This window comes from Bradyrhizobium sp. 197, from assembly GCF_023073375.1.
Taxonomy (GTDB): domain Bacteria; phylum Pseudomonadota; class Alphaproteobacteria; order Rhizobiales; family Xanthobacteraceae; genus Bradyrhizobium.
Window position 1 is genome coordinate 25,290 of record NZ_JADPJJ010000009.1, and the last position, 17,745, is coordinate 43,034.

The 17,745-nt window shown below is 63.9% G+C and carries 16 protein-coding genes and 1 pseudogene; 5 read left to right on the forward strand and 12 right to left on the reverse strand.

The features are described from left to right. From IVB27_RS02850 to IVB27_RS02895, 10 genes are all read right to left on the reverse strand, one after another. Nucleotides 1-825, reverse strand: a complete 825-nt coding sequence (locus IVB27_RS02850; protein WP_247441219.1) for a carbohydrate ABC transporter permease — start codon at nt 823-825, stop codon at nt 1-3. Beyond that, the gene (locus tag IVB27_RS02855) at nt 822-1,760 is read right to left on the reverse strand and encodes a carbohydrate ABC transporter permease (protein ID WP_247348229.1); all 939 of its coding nucleotides are present in this window, start codon (nt 1,758-1,760) and stop codon (nt 822-824) included. Before IVB27_RS02855 ends, IVB27_RS02850 begins: the two co-directional genes overlap by 4 nt. Next, nucleotides 1,757-3,079 (reverse strand): ABC transporter substrate-binding protein, encoded by a 1,323-nt coding sequence (locus tag IVB27_RS02860; RefSeq protein ID WP_247348232.1) that lies wholly within the window; start codon nt 3,077-3,079, stop codon nt 1,757-1,759. Before IVB27_RS02860 ends, IVB27_RS02855 begins: the two co-directional genes overlap by 4 nt. 78 nt (nt 3,080-3,157) lie before the next feature. Next, nucleotides 3,158-3,940, reverse strand: a complete 783-nt coding sequence (soxA, locus tag IVB27_RS02865; protein ID WP_247441220.1) for a sulfur oxidation c-type cytochrome SoxA — start codon at nt 3,938-3,940, stop codon at nt 3,158-3,160. Then, on the reverse strand, nt 3,937-4,254 hold the full coding sequence (gene soxZ, locus IVB27_RS02870) for a thiosulfate oxidation carrier complex protein SoxZ (protein WP_247441222.1): 318 nt from the start codon (nt 4,252-4,254) through the stop codon (nt 3,937-3,939). Before soxZ ends, soxA begins: the two co-directional genes overlap by 4 nt. Next, nucleotides 4,254-4,721, reverse strand: coding sequence for a SoxY-related AACIE arm protein (locus IVB27_RS02875; protein ID WP_247441223.1), 468 nt, complete (start codon nt 4,719-4,721; stop codon nt 4,254-4,256). The genes soxZ and IVB27_RS02875 overlap by 1 nt, the downstream gene beginning before the upstream one ends. 4 nt (nt 4,722-4,725) lie before the next feature. Beyond that, entirely contained in the window at nt 4,726-5,178 is a 453-nt protein-coding gene (soxX, locus tag IVB27_RS02880; protein ID WP_247441225.1) for a sulfur oxidation c-type cytochrome SoxX, read from the reverse strand. Then, nucleotides 5,171-6,442 (reverse strand): NAD(P)/FAD-dependent oxidoreductase, encoded by a 1,272-nt coding sequence (locus IVB27_RS02885; protein WP_247441252.1) that lies wholly within the window; start codon nt 6,440-6,442, stop codon nt 5,171-5,173. The genes soxX and IVB27_RS02885 overlap by 8 nt, the downstream gene beginning before the upstream one ends. Before the next feature lie 54 nt (nt 6,443-6,496). Beyond that, on the reverse strand, nt 6,497-8,683 hold the full coding sequence (locus IVB27_RS02890) for a xanthine dehydrogenase family protein molybdopterin-binding subunit (RefSeq protein WP_247441254.1): 2,187 nt from the start codon (nt 8,681-8,683) through the stop codon (nt 6,497-6,499). Nucleotides 8,684-8,694: 11 nt separating this feature from the next. Further along, nucleotides 8,695-9,144 carry a (2Fe-2S)-binding protein gene (locus tag IVB27_RS02895; protein WP_247441256.1) on the reverse strand — a complete coding sequence of 150 codons (450 nt, stop codon included), beginning with the start codon at nt 9,142-9,144 and terminating at the stop codon, nt 8,695-8,697. Nucleotides 9,145-9,429: 285 nt separating this feature from the next. On the opposite strand from IVB27_RS02895, the gene IVB27_RS02900 reads away from it, so the two are divergent. Beyond that, nucleotides 9,430-11,049: a B12-binding domain-containing radical SAM protein gene (locus IVB27_RS02900; protein ID WP_247441258.1), complete on the forward strand. Its 1,620-nt coding sequence runs from the start codon at nt 9,430-9,432 to the stop codon at nt 11,047-11,049. Nucleotides 11,050-11,053: 4 nt separating this feature from the next. On the opposite strand, the gene IVB27_RS02905 is transcribed toward IVB27_RS02900, so the two are convergent. Then, on the reverse strand, nt 11,054-12,442 hold the full coding sequence (locus IVB27_RS02905) for an MFS transporter (RefSeq protein ID WP_247441260.1): 1,389 nt from the start codon (nt 12,440-12,442) through the stop codon (nt 11,054-11,056). Between the two features lie 163 nt (nt 12,443-12,605). Here IVB27_RS02905 and IVB27_RS02910 point away from each other — a divergent pair, with 163 nt between their 5' ends. Beyond that, nucleotides 12,606-13,667, forward strand: a complete 1,062-nt coding sequence (locus IVB27_RS02910; RefSeq protein WP_247441261.1) for an isocitrate/isopropylmalate dehydrogenase family protein — start codon at nt 12,606-12,608, stop codon at nt 13,665-13,667. Nucleotides 13,668-14,028: 361 nt separating this feature from the next. Here the strand turns inward: IVB27_RS02910 and IVB27_RS02915 are convergent, their stop codons facing one another. Beyond that, nucleotides 14,029-14,772 (reverse strand): SDR family NAD(P)-dependent oxidoreductase, encoded by a 744-nt coding sequence (locus IVB27_RS02915; RefSeq protein ID WP_247441262.1) that lies wholly within the window; start codon nt 14,770-14,772, stop codon nt 14,029-14,031. Between the two features lie 157 nt (nt 14,773-14,929). Between IVB27_RS02915 and IVB27_RS02920 the strand changes: the two genes are divergently transcribed. From IVB27_RS02920 to IVB27_RS43180, 3 genes and pseudogenes are all read left to right on the forward strand, one after another. Further along, complete coding sequence (locus tag IVB27_RS02920; protein WP_247348256.1) at nt 14,930-15,700, forward strand: methyltransferase domain-containing protein; 771 nt, start codon at nt 14,930-14,932, stop codon at nt 15,698-15,700. A gap of 210 nt (nt 15,701-15,910) precedes the next feature. Beyond that, nucleotides 15,911-16,924 carry a DctP family TRAP transporter solute-binding subunit gene (locus tag IVB27_RS02925; protein WP_247441263.1) on the forward strand — a complete coding sequence of 338 codons (1,014 nt, stop codon included), beginning with the start codon at nt 15,911-15,913 and terminating at the stop codon, nt 16,922-16,924. 347 nt (nt 16,925-17,271) lie between these two features. Continuing rightward, nucleotides 17,272-17,505 (forward strand): annotated as a pseudogene (locus IVB27_RS43180) (TRAP transporter small permease); the annotation flags it as partial. Between the last annotated feature and the right edge of the window lie 240 nt (nt 17,506-17,745).

Consider the following 17,745-nt stretch of genomic DNA (forward strand, 5'->3'; position numbering starts at 1 on the left):
CTATCCGCCCTTGACGGCGCCCGCCGTGAGCCCGGCAACGATCTGTCGTTGGGCGAACACCGTCAGCAGCAGCACCGGGAACGTCACGATCAGCGCCGCGGCCGCGAGCGGCCCCCAGCTAAGCTGGTCGAACGAGATCATGTTGTAGACGGCAACCGGCAGGGTGCGTGTCTCGCGTCCCGCCAGCACGATGCCGAACACAAAATTGTTCCAGGAGAAGATCACGGCCAGGATGAAGGCGACGGCGATGCCGGGCTTGGCGATCGGCAGCGCGACATGGCGGAAGACCTGCCAGCGTGTGGCGCCGTCGATGAGGGCGGCTTCTTCCAGCTCCATCGGCGTCGTCTCGAAATAGCCGATCATGATCCAGATCACGATCGGCACCGTGACCACGAGGTGGATGATGATCTGCGGCACCAGCGTGCCGAGCAGTCCCAGCCACTGGAACATGAGAAACAGCGGGATCAAATAGGACAGGCCGGGCGTGATCCGGGCGATCAGGATCACGATCGCGGATTTGTGCGCGGCCATGCGTGCGATGCCGTAACCGGCGGGGACACCGACGATCAGCGCGAGCAACGTCGCGCCGCCTGTCACGATCAGGCTGTTGATGAAATAGGTCAGGAAGCGGTTCGAGGCGAGCACGTCCGCGTAGTTCTTCCAGGCGATATGCTCGGGGAAGAACACCGGCGGGTAGGCGGCGTTGTCGATCTCGAATTTGAGCGACAGCGACAGCATCCAGAGAAAGAACAGGATTGCCGGCGATACGATGACGAACACCGAAAGCCACAGGCCGATTTTGCCGATGATCTGACGGGGTGTCATGCGTCGCTCGAGATTTCTGTCCACAGCATGCGCTGTCGGGCATAGAGCATCACGGCCGCAAGCGCGACGATCAGCAGGAAGAACACCACCGCGATCGCCGAGCCGTAGCCGAGGTCGTAATAGGAGAAGGCGACGCTGTAGAGATAGATGTTGATGGTCTCCGACGCCGATCCCGGTCCGCCCTGCGTGATTGCGAAGATGATGTCGAAACTTTTCACGGCGTCGATCATGCGGATCATGCCGGCGATGAACAGGAACGGCATGATCAGCGGCAGGGTGATGAAGCGGAAGACCTGCCAGATATTGGCGCCGTCGATCTGTGCACTTTCATAAGGCTCGGTCGGGATCGCGGCGAGGCCGCCGAGCACGATCAGCATGACCAGCGGCGTCCATTGCCAGGTCTCGACCAGGACCAGCGAAGGAATGACGGTCGCGGGATGGAACACCCAGAGCTGCGCAGGGATCCCGACCAGTGACAGCAAATAGTTCAGCACGCCGAGCTGCGGGTGGAACATCATGGTCCAGACCAGCGCGATCGCCACCGGCGTCGCCATCATCGGCATGATGAAGACGCCGCGCAGGAAGCCGCGGCCGGGGAATTTCTGGTGAAACACCACGGCCGCAAACGTGCCGAGCACGAGCGGCAGCAGCACGGACAGTGCGGTGTAGAACAGCGTATGCCCGATGGCCTCGATGAAGCGGGGATCGCTCGTCAGCCGCAGATAATTGGAGAATCCAGCGAAGGTGGTCGCCGAGCCGACCTTCCACTCGTTCAGGCTCATCCAGATCGTGAAGACCCACGGGAAGATGATGATCGCGAGCACGACGACCAGCGCCGGCACCACGAACGGCCAGTAGGACGGCGGCCGCAACTCTTTCTCCGGCGCGGCATCAGACTTTGCCGCGCCCGGAGTCGATTGTGTCAACGCACTCACGTCTTCTCGCTACGCTCCAGGATCGGCCGGTACTGATCGTTGGCCTTCTTCAGCTCGGCGGCAGGATCGGCGCCGGACAGGGTCGCGGTGACCGCGGCGCCGACGATGTCGCGGAATTCGGCGACCGGGATCACGACGGGCAGGCCCAGCTTGCTGATCTTGCCGGAATCGATCACCGATTGCAGCCACTCCTTGGTCTTCACGCCCTTCTGGACCTCGGGATCGCCGAGGATCGAGTTGCGGAACGGCACGCCGCCACCGGCCTGCAGCAGCCGCGCGCCCTGGGTCTTCGAGACCACCCATTGGCAGAGCAGATAGGCGGCTTCCTTGTTCTTGCTCGCCGCGGCAATGCCGATGCCGTCGCCATAGGTCGAGGAATATTGTCCCTTGGGGCCGGCGGGTACGACGGTGTAGCCGACCTTGCCGACAACGCGCGAAGCGGCCGGATCTTCCAGCGGCGGCGCCCAGCCGACGCCGTCGATCCACATCGCGGACCGGCCTTGCGTGAAGGAGGCCATCGACTCCATCCAGTTGAAGCCGGCGACGCCTGGAGGCGCCGATTTCGTCAGGAGTGTCTGATACAGCTTGGTCGCGGCAATCGCTTCCGGACCGTCGGTCAGGATGTTGCCCTTGGCGTCGAGGAATTCCCCGCCATAATCGAGGAAGAAGTTGCTCCACATCGCCATATTGGCGTTGCGCAAGCCGCGCCCGACAAAACCGTAGATGCCTTCCTTGGCATCGGTGAGCTTCTCGGCGGCCGCGGCCATCTCGTCGAGGGTCTTGGGCACGGCGACGCCCTTCTTCTCGAACAGCTCCTTGTTGTAGTAGAGGATGAAATAATCGACCGACCACGGCAGCGACAGCATCTGGCCCTTGTCGTTCTTGGCGTATTGCAGGCCCGCGGCCGAGAAATCGCTCTCCACGAGATCAGGGGCGGTCAGCGTCGGGTCCTTCATGAAGGGCGTCATGTCGGCGAGCCAGCCGCCCCTCTCGAACTGCCGCTTCTGCACGTGATAGCTGAGATGGACGACGTCGAAGCTCGGCCGTCCCGAGGTCAGCTCGATCACCACCTTCTGGCGCTGCTGCTGCTCGGGAATCTGCTCGGATTCGACCTGAATGCCGGTGAGCTCGGTGAACTCCTTGACGTATTTTTGCAGATTGTCGCCGCGGGGCCCCTTGGCGAGGATCACCTCAAGCTTGGTCCCGGCGTATTTCTTCCAGTTCACCTCGGCGCGCGCCGGCAATCCCGTCAGGCTGAGCGCGCCAGCGGCGGCAGTGCCCGTTAAAAGCGTACGACGCGAGATTTTGTGGTTGACCACTTTAGGTCCCTCCCTGTGACTCAATTTGGGCGGATACTAGCGGCCGTTCTGCGTCTGCCTAGTCCTAATCTGCGGAATTCAGGGCCGCACGGCCGGCGTTTCCACACTCAGGCCGCGCGCCCGTGACATCAGATAGAGTTCGAGCGCAACGAGCTCGGGCGAACCGTAATCATAGGCCTGGGCGCGAACGCCGGTCATGCAGCTGCGCAGCCGCCGCCCCAGCGAGCCCAGCGTCTGCCATTCCAGGCGATAAAGCGGATAGCCGGTCGGCTGTCCTTGCGTGATCGGCGCGCCGGCAAGACGCTTGTTGTAGTTGTCGTCGTGGCAATTGGTGCAGGCAAGGTTGAGCTGGCCCTCACGCTGCATGAAAAGGTCGCGGCCCTGTTCGACAAACGGCTTCAGCTGCGGATCGTCGCCAGCCGTGATCGCCGCGCCGCGCGATTGGTGCGCGACGAAGGCGGACAGGGCCAGCAGGTCGCGGCTCTCGTACGGCAGCGGCGTTGCCTGCTGATGATTGCTGCGGCAAAGATTGATGCGCTGGTCGAGCGTGACGGGGCGCGTCAGCGCCTTGTCGAAGGCCGGATAGCGCGCCGCGACGCCCTTCATGCTGCTGCGCGCATCGCCGTGGCAATCCGCACAGGCTTTGTCGGCGCTGCCGGTCTTCTTCGTCCACAACGCCTCACCGTCGAGCACGAACAGCATGCCGGGATTTGACGTGTCGTCATCCTGCATCGCACGTGTGTCAGGCCCCATGAACGAATAGCCGGAGCGGCGCGCGTCCGGCGGAATCTCGCCGGCGAGCAGGGCAGGGGTGGTGGCGAGGAGCGCCGCCGCCGTCGCTATCGCGCACCAAAAATTCATTCGACGGTGATCGACGCCGATGCGCTCGACGAATAGCCGTTGTCGCCGGTCCACTCGAACTCGAACTTGCCGCTCTCCTTCGCGACCGTGAAGAACGACAGATAAGGGTTGGCCGCGATCGCCGGAAACAGGTCAGCACGAAAAATCTCGGCGCCGTTGTAGCGGCACGTAAAACTCGTGATGATGTCGCGCGGCACCGGCGCGCCGTCCGCGGTGTGCCGGAAGCCGGTTTCCATGATGTGCGAGGTCAAAGTGCGGATCTCGACGACATCGCCGCGCCGGGCTTTTGCCGGAACGTTGATCAGCGCGGCCATCAGTTCATCTCCTCGGTGCAGGCGGCCAGCGTCACGACGATTTCGGTCGTGACCTGCCAGAACGAGTCGTCGGAAAGACGCGCGATCGCCACCACCTTCTGGGTGTCGGCGAGCCGGATCCGCGTCGAGATTTGGGCGCGGCCGGAGGAGGGGCCGAGATAGAAATTGCCGATGTTCGGCTGCGGGTTCTTCTCATTGAAGACGTGGATGCTCTTGACGTAGTCGTCCGCCGTCATCGGGCTGGCGACGCTCACGGTCATCGGCACCGTGTTGCCGTTCTCGACCAGCGGCGGAATGTCGAGCTTCACCCTGCCGGTGCGCACAGGTGCTTCGCCGACGACGTTGCGGATCGCGGTGGTGAGCATCGCGGGCGTCGCTTGCAGCGGCCGCTGGGTGACGATCGGGATCGTCCCGGCGGCCGCGACGCCTCCGGCGATACTCAGGAAATGTCGTCGCGTGGTTTGCATGAACCTAGTCCCGAAGCGCTGCAAGAAAGGCCACGATGTCCTCGATCTCCGTGGCCGACAATATCGGCCTGCCGGCGAAATTGCGCCCGACGCGCATGAGATGGTCGTTGCGATAGTAGGACGGCATGATGGTCTCCGGGTTGAAACGCGCCGCATCGACCAGTCGAAGCCGCAACTGGCTCGTGGTCCAGCGGTTCCCCGCACCTGTGAGATCAGGCGCGAGGTCGCCCTGGAACCGCGTTTCGGGGAAGGGGCCGGAATGGCAGAGGATGCAGGTGGTGGTGCGCGCGAGCACAAGCGCGCGGCCGCGCGCGGCATCACCGGGCGCGCCGGTGAGCGATTCCGCAATGCCGTCGCCGGCGATGTTGTAGGGCAGGAGTTCCTCTGCCCCTGCATGGCAGGCGAAGGCGAAACTGGCGGCGATCAGCGCTGCGATATGGATCGATGATCTAGCCAAAGGTGTCTGCCGTGATGGTTTGAAACCAGCGCTCGGCGTCAGTCGCTTCCCGGGCGCGCAGCTCGCGCGGGGCATCGACCGGGCTGGTCGCGCCGCCCTCGACCTCGGCGAAGATGTCGCCCTTGGGCTGGTAATTGCCGGCGAGTGAAAAGCCGTAACCGGGCGCGACAATGTTGTAGCAGATGCCTGTCAATCGCGGCGTTTCCGGCGCCCGACCGGCGAGGAGATTCACGATGGCGGCAGCACAGGCCTTGCCCTGTGCGCCTGCAGCGGACGCCGATTTGGGAATGCCGCCGCCGAGGCAGGCATCACCAATGACGTGGATGTTCCGGACGAGTTTTGACTCAAAGGTAACAGGATTGATCGGGCACCAGCCGGTTGCATCCGCAGCGCCCGCGATCTCGGCAATACGCCCGGCGCGCTGCGGCGGAATGACATTGGCGACATCAGGCGTGTAGTTGCCGAACTCGGTGACGATGGTCCTGGTCGCGGGATCGACCGAGGTCACGCGGCCGCCTTGCGACAGTCCGATGCGTTCGATCATGTCGCCGTACAGCTCCTTCCACGCCTTCTCGAACAGCCGCTGCTGCGAGAAATTGTCCTTGGCATCGAGGATCAGAATCTTCGAGCGCGGCTTCTTCGTCTTCAAATAATGCGCGATCAGGCTGGCGCGCTCGTAAGGCGCCGGGGGACAGCGCGAGGGATTGGCGGGGATCGCAATGGCGACAGTGCCGCCGTCCGGCATTGCCTCCAACTGCCGGTGCAGCAGCAGCGTCTGCGCGCCTGCCTTCCAGGCGTGCGGCATTTTTTCTGATGCCGCGTCGTCGTAGCCGGGCAACGCTTCGAAATGGAAGTCGATGCCGGGGGAGAGTACGAGACGATCATAGGGCAGCGCAACGCCATCGGCCGTGATGACGCTGCGCAGCTGCGGCTCGATCGTGGTCACGGCCTGGCCGATCACGGTGACGCCCTCGGCGCGGAGCCTGTCATAACCAAACTGCTGCGCGTCGATCTCGCGCAGGCCGGCAATCACCGCGTTACTGAAGGGGCAGGAGGTGAAGATCGCATTGGGTTCGATCAGGATGACTTGCAAGTTTGCCTGCGCGCGCTTCAGCGCGCGGGCGCACGCGGCGCCGCCAAAGCCGCCGCCGACCACGACGACGCGGCCCGTCGATTGCGCGCGCAGGATGGAAGGTACGGCGAGCGATGTTGCCGCGACGGTGATGCCGAGGACGGCATTCCGCCGTGTCATCGACGCTTTCATGGGCCTCATCCGAAAAATGCTGCGGCGGCCATGGTGGCCGCCGCAGCTGTCGTCTCAGGCGAAGGTGATGTTCTGGTCGCGCAGCGGCACCGAGCGGATGCGTTTGCCCGTCGCCGCGAAGTACGCATTGAGCACCGCCGGCGCCGCGACGCCGATGGTCGGCTCGCCGACACCGCCCCAGAACCCGCCGCTCGGCACCATCACCGATTCGACCTTCGGCATCTCGTTGATGCGCATCGAATTGTAGGTGTCGAAGTTGGTTTGCTCGATCTTGCCGTCCTTGACGGTGCAGCCGCCGTAGAACAACGCGCTAAGGCCATAGACGAAGGAGCCCGCGATCTGCCGCTCCACCTGTGCCGGATTGACGACGTAGCCGGGATCGGTGGAGGCGACGATACGAAGCACCTTGATCTTGTTGCCGTCGGTCACCGAGATTTCGGCAGCGCCGGCGACATAGCTGCCATAGCCCATCACCTGCGCGATACCGCGATAGACGCCCTGCGGCGCCGGCGTGCTCCAGCCGATCTTCTCGGCCACGGCATTGAGCACCGCGAGATGCTTGGGGTGATTGCCCATCAGCTTGCGGCGGAATTCGAGCGGGTCCTGGCCTGCGGCCTGGGCCAGCTCGTCCATGAAGCATTCCATGTAGATCGCGTTGTGATTGACGTTGACGCCACGCCAGAAGCCGGGCGGAACGTGCGGGTTGCGCATCGCGTGCTCGACCAGCAGGTTCGGCACGGAGTAGCCGAACGCGGCTTCGCCGGTCTGGGCGACGCCCTGGAATGCGGCCGGATCCATGCCGTTCTGCAGCGCTTCGGGACGCAGCGAGAACAGGATCGACTGCCCGGACAGACGGTAGTGCAGCGCGACCAGATTGTTGTCGGCATCGAACGCGCCGGTCATCTTACACTGGGTGATCGGGTGATACTTGCCGTGCGCCATGTCCTCTTCGCGAGACCACAACAGCTTGATCGGCGTGCCCGGCATCTCCTTGGCGATGATGACGGCCTGGCGAACATAGTCGGTCTGGCCGCGCCGGCCGAAACCGCCGCCGGGCATCACCTTGTACACGTCGCACTTCTCCGCCGGCAGGCCGGAGGCTTCCAGCACCGCCGCGAAGACAGCTTCTCCGTTCTGTGTGCCACACCAGACCTCGCATTTGTCCGCCGTGTAGAGCGCCGTGGCGTTCATCGGCTCCATGGTGGCGTGGTTCTGGTAGGGATAGCTGTAGACGGCCTCGACCTTCTTGGCGGCAGTTGCAATCGCCGCCTTCGCGTCGCCGTTCTTGTTGCCGACATAGGCCGGCTGCGCGTTGTCGAGGCCCTCGGCCAGCCACTTTGCAATCGATTCGCTTGAGACCTTGGCGTTGTCGCCCTCGTCCCAGACGATCGGCAGCGCCTCCAGCGCGGTCTTGGCGTGCCACCAGGTGTCGGCAACGACCGCGACCGCGGTATCGCCGACCTTGACGACCTTTTTGACGCCCTTCATCCCGGCAATCTTGGCTTCGTCAAAGCTCTTCACCTTGCCGCCGAACACCGGGCAGTCCTTGATCGCGGCGTTCAGCATGCCCGGCAGCTTGACGTCGATGCCATAGACCATGGTGCCGGTGGTCTTCTCGGTGGTGTCGAGCCGCTTCACGCCCTTGCCGATCAGCTTCCAATCCTTGGGGTCCTTCAGCTTGACGTCGGCCGGTGGCGTGAGCTTGGCCGCGGCCTCGGCGACCTTGCCGAAGGTCGTGGTCTTGCCCGAGGACGTATGGGTGATGACGCTGTTGGCGGCCGTGCATTCGGATGCCGGCACTTTCCACGTCTCGGCGGCGGCCTGGATCAGCATCACGCGCGCGGTGGCGCCGCCCTTGCGGACGTAGTCTTGCGAAGAGCGGATGCCGCGGCTGCCGCCGGTCGAGAAATCGCCCCAGACGCGCTTGCGGGCGACGCTTTGGCCGGGCGTCGGATATTCGGTCGAGACTTTCGACCAGTCGCATTCGAGCTCCTCGGCGACGAGCTGGGCGAGGCCGGTGAGCGAGCCCTGGCCCATCTCGGAGCGGGCGATGCGGATCACGACGGTGTCGTCGGGCCGGACCACGACCCAGGCGCCGATCTCGGGGGAGCCGTCGGCGGCGCGGACCACGGCGGGGCCGCCGAAGGGGATATCGAGGCCGATTGCGAGACCTGCGCCGACCGCGGCGGTGCCGATGACGAAGGCGCGGCGGTTGAGCCGCGGTGAAACATGCTTATTCATGTGGCGGCTCCTTACGCGCTTGCGATCGTGTGGATCGCTTCGCGCACCTGCTGGAAGGTGCCGCAGCGGCAGATATTGGTGATGGCCTCGTCGATATCGGCGTCGGTCGGCTTCGGCTTCTCGCTCAGGAGCGCCGCCACCGCCATGATCATGCCGCTCTGGCAATAGCCGCATTGCGGCACGTCCTGGGCGATCCAGGCTTCCTGCACCTTGTGCAGCGACTTGCCGGAGGCGAGCCCTTCGATGGTCGTGATCTTCTTGCCCACGGCCTCGCTGACCGAAACCCCGCAGGAGCGGGTGGCGACGCCGTCGATGTGAACGGTGCAGGCGCCGCATTGTGCAATGCCGCAGCCATATTTTGTGCCGGTCAGGCCGGCATTCTCGCGGATTGCCCACAGCAGCGGCGTATCCGGCTCGACGTCGAGCGTGAAGGCTTTTTCGTTGATTGTAAGGTTTGCCATCGCAGTCCCCTGATTGGTCCAATCCACCGATAGGACTCAGGGGCGCAATGTGTCCGGCAAATTGGAAACCTTCAAATCAACAGTCTGAGGGGTGGCTGGACCCTGGCTGGACCCTGGCTGGACCCTGGCTGGACCCTGCTTGGACGCCCGCGGCACGGCTTGGGGCGACGTATGCCGGCTTCCGCGGGCAGACACCCTTGGAACCGAGAGCGACAGTTTGTCCGTTTTGCCGGGGTGCAAGTCGACAACGCTCTGCTACAGTGGGATCAAGCCAAAAGGGGTTCCATGAACGCACCGCAGCCTTGCAACGTCCTGATGCTCTATCCGCTGTTCTCGGCAGAATCCTTCTGGAGCTTTGGCGAATCCTGCAAAGTGTTGGGCGTGAAGCGCCCCGCCGCCCCCTTGGGCCTGATCACCGTTGCCGCGATGTTGCCCGAGAGCTGGACGGTCCGGCTGATCGATTGCAACACGCAATCCTTCGGCGACGAGGATCTGTCCTGGGCCGACGTCGTCTTCACCGGCGGAATGATGCCGCAGCAGGCCGACACGCTGCGCCTGATCGAAACGTGCCGTGCTGCGGGCAAGCCGGTGGTGGTCGGCGGTCCCGATCCCACATCGAGCCCCCACATCTATGAGAGGGCCGACTTCCAGGTGCTCGGCGAGGCCGAGAGCGTCATCGACGAATTCATCGCGGCCTGGGACAGTGGCGCACGGTCCGGCGTCTTCATCGCACCGAAATTCCAGGCCGACGTCACCAAGACGCCGGTGCCGCGCTTCGACCTGCTGAAGTTCGAGGACTACCTTTATCTCGGTGTGCAGTATTCGCGCGGCTGTCCGTTTACCTGCGAGTTCTGCGACATCATCGAGCTCTATGGACGCGTGCCGCGGACCAAGACAAACGCGCAGATCCTGATCGAGCTCGATACGCTCTACGCAATGGGTTACCGCGGCCATCTCGACTTCGTCGACGACAATTTCATCGGCAACAAGAAGTCGCTCCGGCTGTTCCTGCCCCAGCTCGCCGAATGGCAACGCGCTCACGGCTATCCCTTCGAATTGTCGACTGAAGCCTCGGTCAATCTGGCCGACGATCCCGAGCTATTGGACCTGATGGGTGCGGCGAACTTCTTCGCCATCTTCGTCGGCATCGAAAGTCCTGATCCGGCGACGCTGGTCGCGATGCGGAAGAAGCAGAACACGCGACGCAACATCGCCGAGAGCATCCACAAAATCTACGCCGCTGGCATGCTCGTCACCGCGGGTTTTATCGTCGGCTTCGACAATGAGAAGCTCTCGATGGCGGATGCCATGATCGACTTCATCGAAGAGGCGGCGATCCCCGTCAGCATGGTCGGCCTGCTCTATGCCTTGCCGAACACGCAGCTCACGCGCCGCCTGGAGCGCGAAGGCCGGCTGCACCCGGGCCACGACCTGGCGCCGACCATCGGCGCCGATCAGTGTACCGCCGGGATCAACTTCGATCCGGTGCGCCCGTTGCGCGACATCCTGATGGACTATAAGCGCGTGCTGGAGCACATCTACAGCCCGACGGCCTATGCGAGGCGCATCGACCGTCTGATGACGCTGCTCGACCGCTCTCGCCAGCGCCAGGAGCTCGCGGAAGGCGATATCCGCGCCCGGATCGGCGCGATGGAAACGGTGCACAAGGTGGTCACAGCCCTTCCCGAGGCGCGTGGGCCGCTCTGGCAGACCTTCATGAACTGCGCCAAGCGCGACACGTCATCGGCGCGGATCGCCGTGCAGATGATCGCCGCCTATGCGCATCTCGGACCGTTCTCGCGCAAGGTCATCGATGCCATCGACGCACGCCTCGCTGCGCTCGACGAGGAGACGGTCATTCCGGTGGCGACGATCGACGCGACGGCGGCTCGACATCTGGCTTGAGGGGCTACTTCACCGCCAGCCGCAAGAAGCTCATCACGCTGCCGAGTGCGGCGAAACCGGCGCCAAGTGCCAATGCGACGATGGCGCCATCGCGACCGGCCAGCGCGAAGCAGAGGGCGGCAAGTGCCGCTCCGGTGGTTTGCCCGGTCAGGCGCGCGGTTGCGACGATGCCCGAGGCGCTGCCGCTGCGGTGAGGCGGCGCGCTCGACATCACCGCCTTCATGTTCGGCGCCTGGAAGAACCCGAACCCCATGCCGCAGATCACCATCCGCCAGATGATGTCGGGGATAGCAGGATTGGCCGGAAGCATCGCGAGCAGCGCCATGCCGATGCCGAGCAGCACGAGGCCGATGCCGCCCAACAATCCGACCGCATGCCGGTCGGAGAGACGCCCCGCGATCGGCGCCATGATGCCGACCACCAGCGGCCACGGCGTCATGAAAAATCCGGTCTCGACCTGCGAGCGGCCCAGCACGTCCTCGAAATAGAACGGCAGCGAGACGAAGGCGAGGCCCTGCACCGCAAAGGAGCACACGGCCGTCGCCGCCGACAATGCGAACATCGGCCGGCTGAACAGGTCGATCGGCAGCATCGGCGCCGGATGGTCGGCATGGCGGCGCGTCAGGACGAAGCCGAGCACGAGCGCCGTGACCAGCTCGATGCCCACGACCAGAGGCGAGAGATTATGCGCGGCGCTGCCGATGCCCGTGATGAACAGGCCGAGGCAGGCCGACGCCAGGATCGCGCCGAGAAAGTCAAAGCCGTGATCGGCGCGCGGCGTCTTCGGCAGCATCGCAAAGCCGATGCCGATCGCGACGAGGCCGAACGGGATGTTGACGGCGAACAGCCACGGCCATGGGCCGACCGCGAGAATGGCGGAGGCAATCGACGGCCCGAAGGTGAAGGCGGTCGCGACCACCAGCGCGTTGTGACCGAAGCCGCGGCCGAGCATCCTGCTGGGATAGACGAAGCGCACCAGCGCCGTGTTGACGCTCATGATGCCGCTGGCGCCGAGCCCTTGCAGCGTGCGCGCAACCAAGAGACTGTCCAGCGACCACGCCTCCGCGCAGAACAGCGAGGCGATGGTGAACAGGATCAGGCCGCCGAGATAGATGCGCTGGTGCCCGACGATCTCGCCGAGCGCCCCGAGCGGCAGCAGCGTCGCCACCAGCGCGATCTGATAGACGTTGACCACCCAGACCGACTCCTCCGGTGTGACATGCAGATCGGCAGCAATGGCGGGCAGCGCGATGTTGGCGATCGCGGTGTCGAGCGAGGCCATCGCTAGCGCGGTGAAGATCGCGGCGATCGCCCAGCGCCGCTGCGCGGCCGGCAGGCCGTCGGAAATGGTATGGTCGGGCTCGCGCGCGGCGGCAGGTAACGTGATTGTCATTGCCTTGCGCGTTGCTCCGGCGGCGTGGCTGATAAGGACTCGGCATGTACTACGGCCGGGCCGCCTGCCACAGGCATATGCTTGCATGCTGTGTATGCGCGAAGGCTGGGCGATGAGCCTGCGCGCAGGCGTATGATCGCTGCTGCAATTTCAGGGGATCGCCATGCACATCGTCGTTCTGCCCGGTGACGGCATCGGACCGGAGATCACGACCGCGACATCAGGCGTGCTGCGCGCGGCCTCCGAGCGCTTCCAGCTCAATTTGCGGCTGGAGGAGCACGCAGTCGGGCATGCGACCCTCAAGCAGTTCGGCACGACCGTGCGTCCCGAGCTGCTCGACATCGTCCGCGCCGCCGACGGCCTGATCCTGGGGCCGACCGCGACGTTCGATTTCAAGGACGAGGCGCATGGCGAGATCAATCCGTCGCGGCACTTTCGCAAGAACCTCGACCTCTATGCCAATGTCAGGCCCGCGCGCACTTATGCAGGGAGGCCCGGCCGGGTCGGCGATTTCGACCTCGTCGTGGTGCGCGAAAACACCGAGGGGTTTTACGCCGACCGCAACATGGAGCAGGGCAATGGCGAGATGCTGGTTACGCCAGACGTCGTGATCTCGCTGCGCCGGATCACGCGCCTGTGCTGCGAGCGCATCGCGCACGCCGCCTGCCGTCTCGCGATGAAGCGGCGCAGGCATCTGACCATCGTGCACAAGGCCAACGTGCTCAAGATCGGCGACGGCATGTTTCTGGATATCTGCCGCGAGGCGGCGAAAGGCTATCCCGGCCTCGCGGTCGACGACATCCTGGTCGACGCCATGATGGCGCACGTGGTGCGCAACCCCGATCGTTTCGACGTCATCGTCGCCACCAACATGTTCGGCGATATCCTGTCCGATCTCACGGCTGAGCTCTCCGGAAGCCTCGGCCTCGGCGGCTCGCTCAATGTCGGTGACCGCTACGCCATGGCGCAGGCGGCGCACGGCTCGGCGCCTGACATTGCAGGCCAGGACGTCGCCAATCCGGTGTCGCTGATCCTGTCGACGGCGCTGCTGCTCGGATGGCACGGCGAGAACAGCGGCGCGGTTCGTTACGAGGAAGCCGCGCGAGCGATCGAGGCGGCGGTGGCGACGGCGATCGGCGAGGGCAGGGCGACGCGCGATGTCGGTGGCAGGCTCGGCACGATCGCGGCGGGGGCTGCGATCGCGGAGATCCTGCAGGCGGGGTGAGGTGCTTCTGCGGATCCTTGCGCTTTTTTCTTAGGGGCCAAAACAAAAAACGCGAAAACAACCCCATGCACAGTAGAAGGCCCCTTGATCGATAAGGGATTTTCGAACCGCGTCACGACGACATTCGCGGCCGCGATCACGTTGACGCGTCGGGCAAAACACTGGCAGGATGCTAGAGTGGCAGCGGTCGGCGAAAAGACCGGGGCCTGCGCTCATGAATGCGCGACGTCCGCTTCGAGAGCGTAGGATGGGTTGAGCACTTGCGAAACCATCGCGTGTCACGTTGGATGCTGTCGGCTTCGCTGCGCTCTACCATCCCACAAGCTGAACTCTCCGGCAGCCTCGGCCTCGTCGGCGCCCTCTAAAACTGATACCTCCTCAGTCCCCCATCTACCGGGATCACCGTCCCCGTGACGTACCGAGCCACGGGCGAGGCCAGAAACACCGCCAACGCCGCCAGATCTTCCGGCTCGCCCCAATAGCCGACCGGGATCTCTTCCTCCGCAAAGCGCTCGCGATAGTCCGGTGCGTAGTTGCGGCGGATCTGTTCGCTCATGATGCGGCCGGGCGGGATGCAGTTGATGGTGATGCCGTGCTCACCGATCTCGCGCGACAGGCCCTTGGCCCAGGCGTGGACGGCGGCTTTCGCCGCGAACGCGGCGTTGAGGCCTTCCGGCTCGGACTTGCCGGTGATGTTGACGATGCGGCCCCATTTGCGTTCGATCATCTGCGGCAGCAGGGCATGCGCGATGCGGCGGTAGCTGGTGAAGTTCAGCGCGATCGCCTCGTCCCATTTGCTGTCGGGCGCATCGACGGGGAGGGGGCGGCTGCCGCCGGCATTGTTGATGAGGATGTCGACGTGGCCGAGCTGTTTTAGCGCGAAGGCCGAAATCTTCTCCGCCGCGTCCTTTTCCATCACGTCCTGCTCAAACGGCGTGATCAGGCCGGAGCCGACTTCCTTCACCAACTCGGCGAGCAGATCGGTGCGGCGTGCCACGCCGACGACGCGCACGCCTTCGGCGGCGAGACCCTTGGCGATGGCGCGGCCAATGCCGACGCTCGCGCCCGTGACGACAGCGGTTTTTGATTTGAGGCCGAGGTCCATGATCACACGCTCTCTTGTTTGCTTTTTTGCTTGTTGCTGTTGGTTTTGTTGTTCGTTTCCTGCCCTGTCCCCGTCAGGGTGATTTGCCCGACCGGGACGAGCAGTGGTAACCAAGAGCCGCGTTGAAGGAAACACGAAAAAGAAAAGGCGCCGAGCGATGGTCTGGGATCCGCAGCAATATCTGAAATTCTCCGGCCACCGGCTCCGGCCCGCCGTCGACTTGTTGATGCGAATTCCGGATTCTGGTCCGCGTGCGATTGCCGATCTCGGCGCCGGCGCCGGCAATGTCACCAAGCTCATCAAGGAGCGCTGGCCCGACGCAAAGGTGACGGGTGTCGAGGGCTCGGCCGAGATGGTTGCCGCCGGCCGCAAGGCAGCACCGGACGTGGAATGGTCCCATGAAGATCTCGGCCACTGGCGCCCGGCGAAGCAGTATGACGTCGTCTATTCCAATGCCGCACTGCACTGGCTGCCCAATCATGCGGCATTGTTTCCTTCGGTCATGGAGAAGGTGACGCCCGGCGGCATGCTTGCGGTGCAGATGCCGCGCAACTTTCTGGCCCCCTCGCATGTGCTGATCGGCGAGACCGCGCTCGACGGTCCCTGGCGGTCCAAGGTCGAGCATCTCGTCACGCCGCCGCCGGTCGAAGGGCCGGCCTACTATCACGGTCTGCTTGCTCCGATGTCGGCCAATATCGACATCTGGGAGACCGAATATCTGCAGGTGCTCGAAGGCGAGAATCCCGTGAAGGAGTGGACCAAGGGGACCTGGCTGACGCGCTATCTCGACGTCTTGCAGGGCGACGAGAAGGCCGCGTTCGAAGCGGCCTATGGTGAGCGGGTCGCGAAGGCCTATCCGAAGAATGCCGCCGGGCAGACGCTGTTCCCGTTCCGGCGTCTGTTCATGGTCGCCCAGCGCCAGGGCTGATTGCACCGCCGCAATGCGACATAAGCGCTCGCTTCCGGCAGTGGGAGCGGGGGGCGGGTTGCGCATTCAGCCGCCGCCAAGATAGCTTGGCTGCGGCAAATTGGGCTTAGGTCTAGTTGTTCGGGTGGCGGATTGCTGCCACTACTGGACCGCAAACTGGGCTGCAAAGCAAAAAAGACCCGCTTTTAGAGGTTGTTGGGAGGTTACTTCATGCGCAAGCTGCTTCTTGCGGTCGCCGCCGCGTCTGTTCTCTTGGCTCCTGCCTTGTCTCCCGTCTCGGCCCAGGCCCAGAGCCCGATCGTCATCAAGTTCAGCCACGTCGTCGCCAATGACACCCCGAAGGGCAAGGGCGCGCTGAAGTTCAAGGAGCTTGCCGAGAAGTACACCGACGGCAAGGTCAAGATCGAAATTTATCCGAACTCCACCCTCTATAAGGACAAGGAGGAGATCGAAGCGCTTCAGCTCGGCTCGGTGCAGATGCTCGCGCCCTCGACCGCGAAGTTCGCACCGCTCGGTATCAAGGAGTTCGAGGCGCTCGACCTGCCCTGGCTGTTCAAGGACGACGCGACCTATTCCAACGCGATGAAGGGCACCATCGGCAAATGGCTGTTCCAGAAGCTCGAGACCAAGGGCATCACCGGGCTCGCCTATTGGGACAACGGCTTCCACATGCTCTCCGCTAACCGTGCCCTGATGAAGCCGACCGATTTCCAGGGTCTCAAATTCCGCATCTCCGGATCGAAGGTCGCCGACCAATATCTCCGGATCATGGGCTCGATCCCTCAGATCATGGCGTTTTCCGAAGTCTACCAGGCTTTGCAGACGGGCGTGGTCGACGGCTGCGAGAACACCGCGTCGAACTACCTGACGCAGAAGTTCTACGAGGTGCAGAAGGACATCACCGTGTCCTATCACGCGCATCTGCAATACGCAGTCATCGTCAACTCGAAATTCTGGTCGGGCCTGCCGCCTGATATCCGCGCCCAGCTCGAAAAGGCGATGAACGAGGCGACCGACTACACCAACTCGATCGCGCGCCAGGAGAACGAAGATGCGCTGGCCGAGATCAAGAAGACGGGCAAGACCACGTTGCATTATCTGACTGACGCCGATCGCAAGGCATGGCAGGAGGCGATGCAGCCGACCTACAAATGGGCGAAGGGGCGGGTCGGGCAGGAGGTGCTCGATCTCCTCGCCAAGGAACTCGACGTCAAGATGAACTGACGCCGGCGCCGTTATAAGAACAACCATAACGGTCGGGGGTGATCGCACTCCCGGCCGTTGCTCTTGATGATGAGCCAAGCTGGGGGACTAAGTTGCTGCGTGTACTGAATCGTGTGCTCAATCATCTCGAGGAATGGCTGATCGCGACGTTGATCGCGGCTGCGACATTGCTCATCTTCGTTGCCGTGCTGCACCGTTATGGCGCCGGGCTGTCGATCGACATCGCCAAATGGGCGGAGGCGCGCAACCTGGCCTTGCTGGCCGTTCCCGCGCGAGCCGCGTTCGTCTGGCTTGCCGCTCTCGACCTGTCCTGGGCGCAGGAACTCTGCATCTACATGTTCATCTGGATGGCGAAATTCGGTGCGGCCTACGGGGTACGCACCGGCATCCATGTCGGCGTCGACGTCCTGGTCAACATCCTTCCCGGCGGATCGCGCCGCCGCGTCATCACTTTCGGCCTGATGTGCGGCGCCCTTTTCACCGCCATCGTGTGCTATTTCGGGGCCGCGTTTGTCGGCCAGATGTGGCAGACCGGCCAACAATCCAACGATCTCGAAGCGCCGATGTGGCTGGTGTATCTCACCATCCCGCTCGGCTCCGGGCTGATGTGCTTCCGTTTCCTGCAAGTCGCCTGGTCGTTCTATCGCACCGGCGAGCTGCCGCATCACGACATGGCCGGCGTCGAGGGCGTCGAGGCAGACCCGGTTCATCCGGCCCCGGTCACGCGCAGTCAGGTCGCCGGCGACGAACGCAGCCCGCTCGGCTGGGTCCTGATGCTGTTGCCGGTTCTGATCGTCGCCGTGTGCTTCGCGCATTCGGCG

What these genes read in the sequence shown, in the direction of transcription:
- IVB27_RS02885 (WP_247441252.1), bottom strand. Translation starts at nt 6,442, where the DNA reads ATGAAAGCGTCGATGACACGGCGGAATGCCGTCCTCGGCATCACCGTC.
- IVB27_RS02890 (WP_247441254.1), bottom strand. Translation starts at nt 8,683, where the DNA reads ATGAATAAGCATGTTTCACCGCGGCTCAACCGCCGCGCCTTCGTCATC.
- IVB27_RS02900 (WP_247441258.1), top strand. Translation starts at nt 9,430, where the DNA reads ATGAACGCACCGCAGCCTTGCAACGTCCTGATGCTCTATCCGCTGTTC.
- IVB27_RS02915 (WP_247441262.1), bottom strand. Translation starts at nt 14,772, where the DNA reads ATGGACCTCGGCCTCAAATCAAAAACCGCTGTCGTCACGGGCGCGAGC.
- soxZ (WP_247441222.1), bottom strand. Translation starts at nt 4,254, where the DNA reads ATGGCCGCGCTGATCAACGTTCCGGCAAAAGCCCGGCGCGGCGATGTC.
- IVB27_RS02895 (WP_247441256.1), bottom strand. Translation starts at nt 9,144, where the DNA reads ATGGCAAACCTTACAATCAACGAAAAAGCCTTCACGCTCGACGTCGAG.
- IVB27_RS02875 (WP_247441223.1), bottom strand. Translation starts at nt 4,721, where the DNA reads ATGCAAACCACGCGACGACATTTCCTGAGTATCGCCGGAGGCGTCGCG.
- IVB27_RS02905 (WP_247441260.1), bottom strand. Translation starts at nt 12,442, where the DNA reads ATGACAATCACGTTACCTGCCGCCGCGCGCGAGCCCGACCATACCATT.
- IVB27_RS02910 (WP_247441261.1), top strand. Translation starts at nt 12,606, where the DNA reads ATGCACATCGTCGTTCTGCCCGGTGACGGCATCGGACCGGAGATCACG.
- IVB27_RS02925 (WP_247441263.1), top strand. Translation starts at nt 15,911, where the DNA reads ATGCGCAAGCTGCTTCTTGCGGTCGCCGCCGCGTCTGTTCTCTTGGCT.
- IVB27_RS02920 (WP_247348256.1), top strand. Translation starts at nt 14,930, where the DNA reads ATGGTCTGGGATCCGCAGCAATATCTGAAATTCTCCGGCCACCGGCTC.
- soxA (WP_247441220.1), bottom strand. Translation starts at nt 3,940, where the DNA reads ATGAATTTTTGGTGCGCGATAGCGACGGCGGCGGCGCTCCTCGCCACC.
- IVB27_RS02850 (WP_247441219.1), bottom strand. Translation starts at nt 825, where the DNA reads ATGACACCCCGTCAGATCATCGGCAAAATCGGCCTGTGGCTTTCGGTG.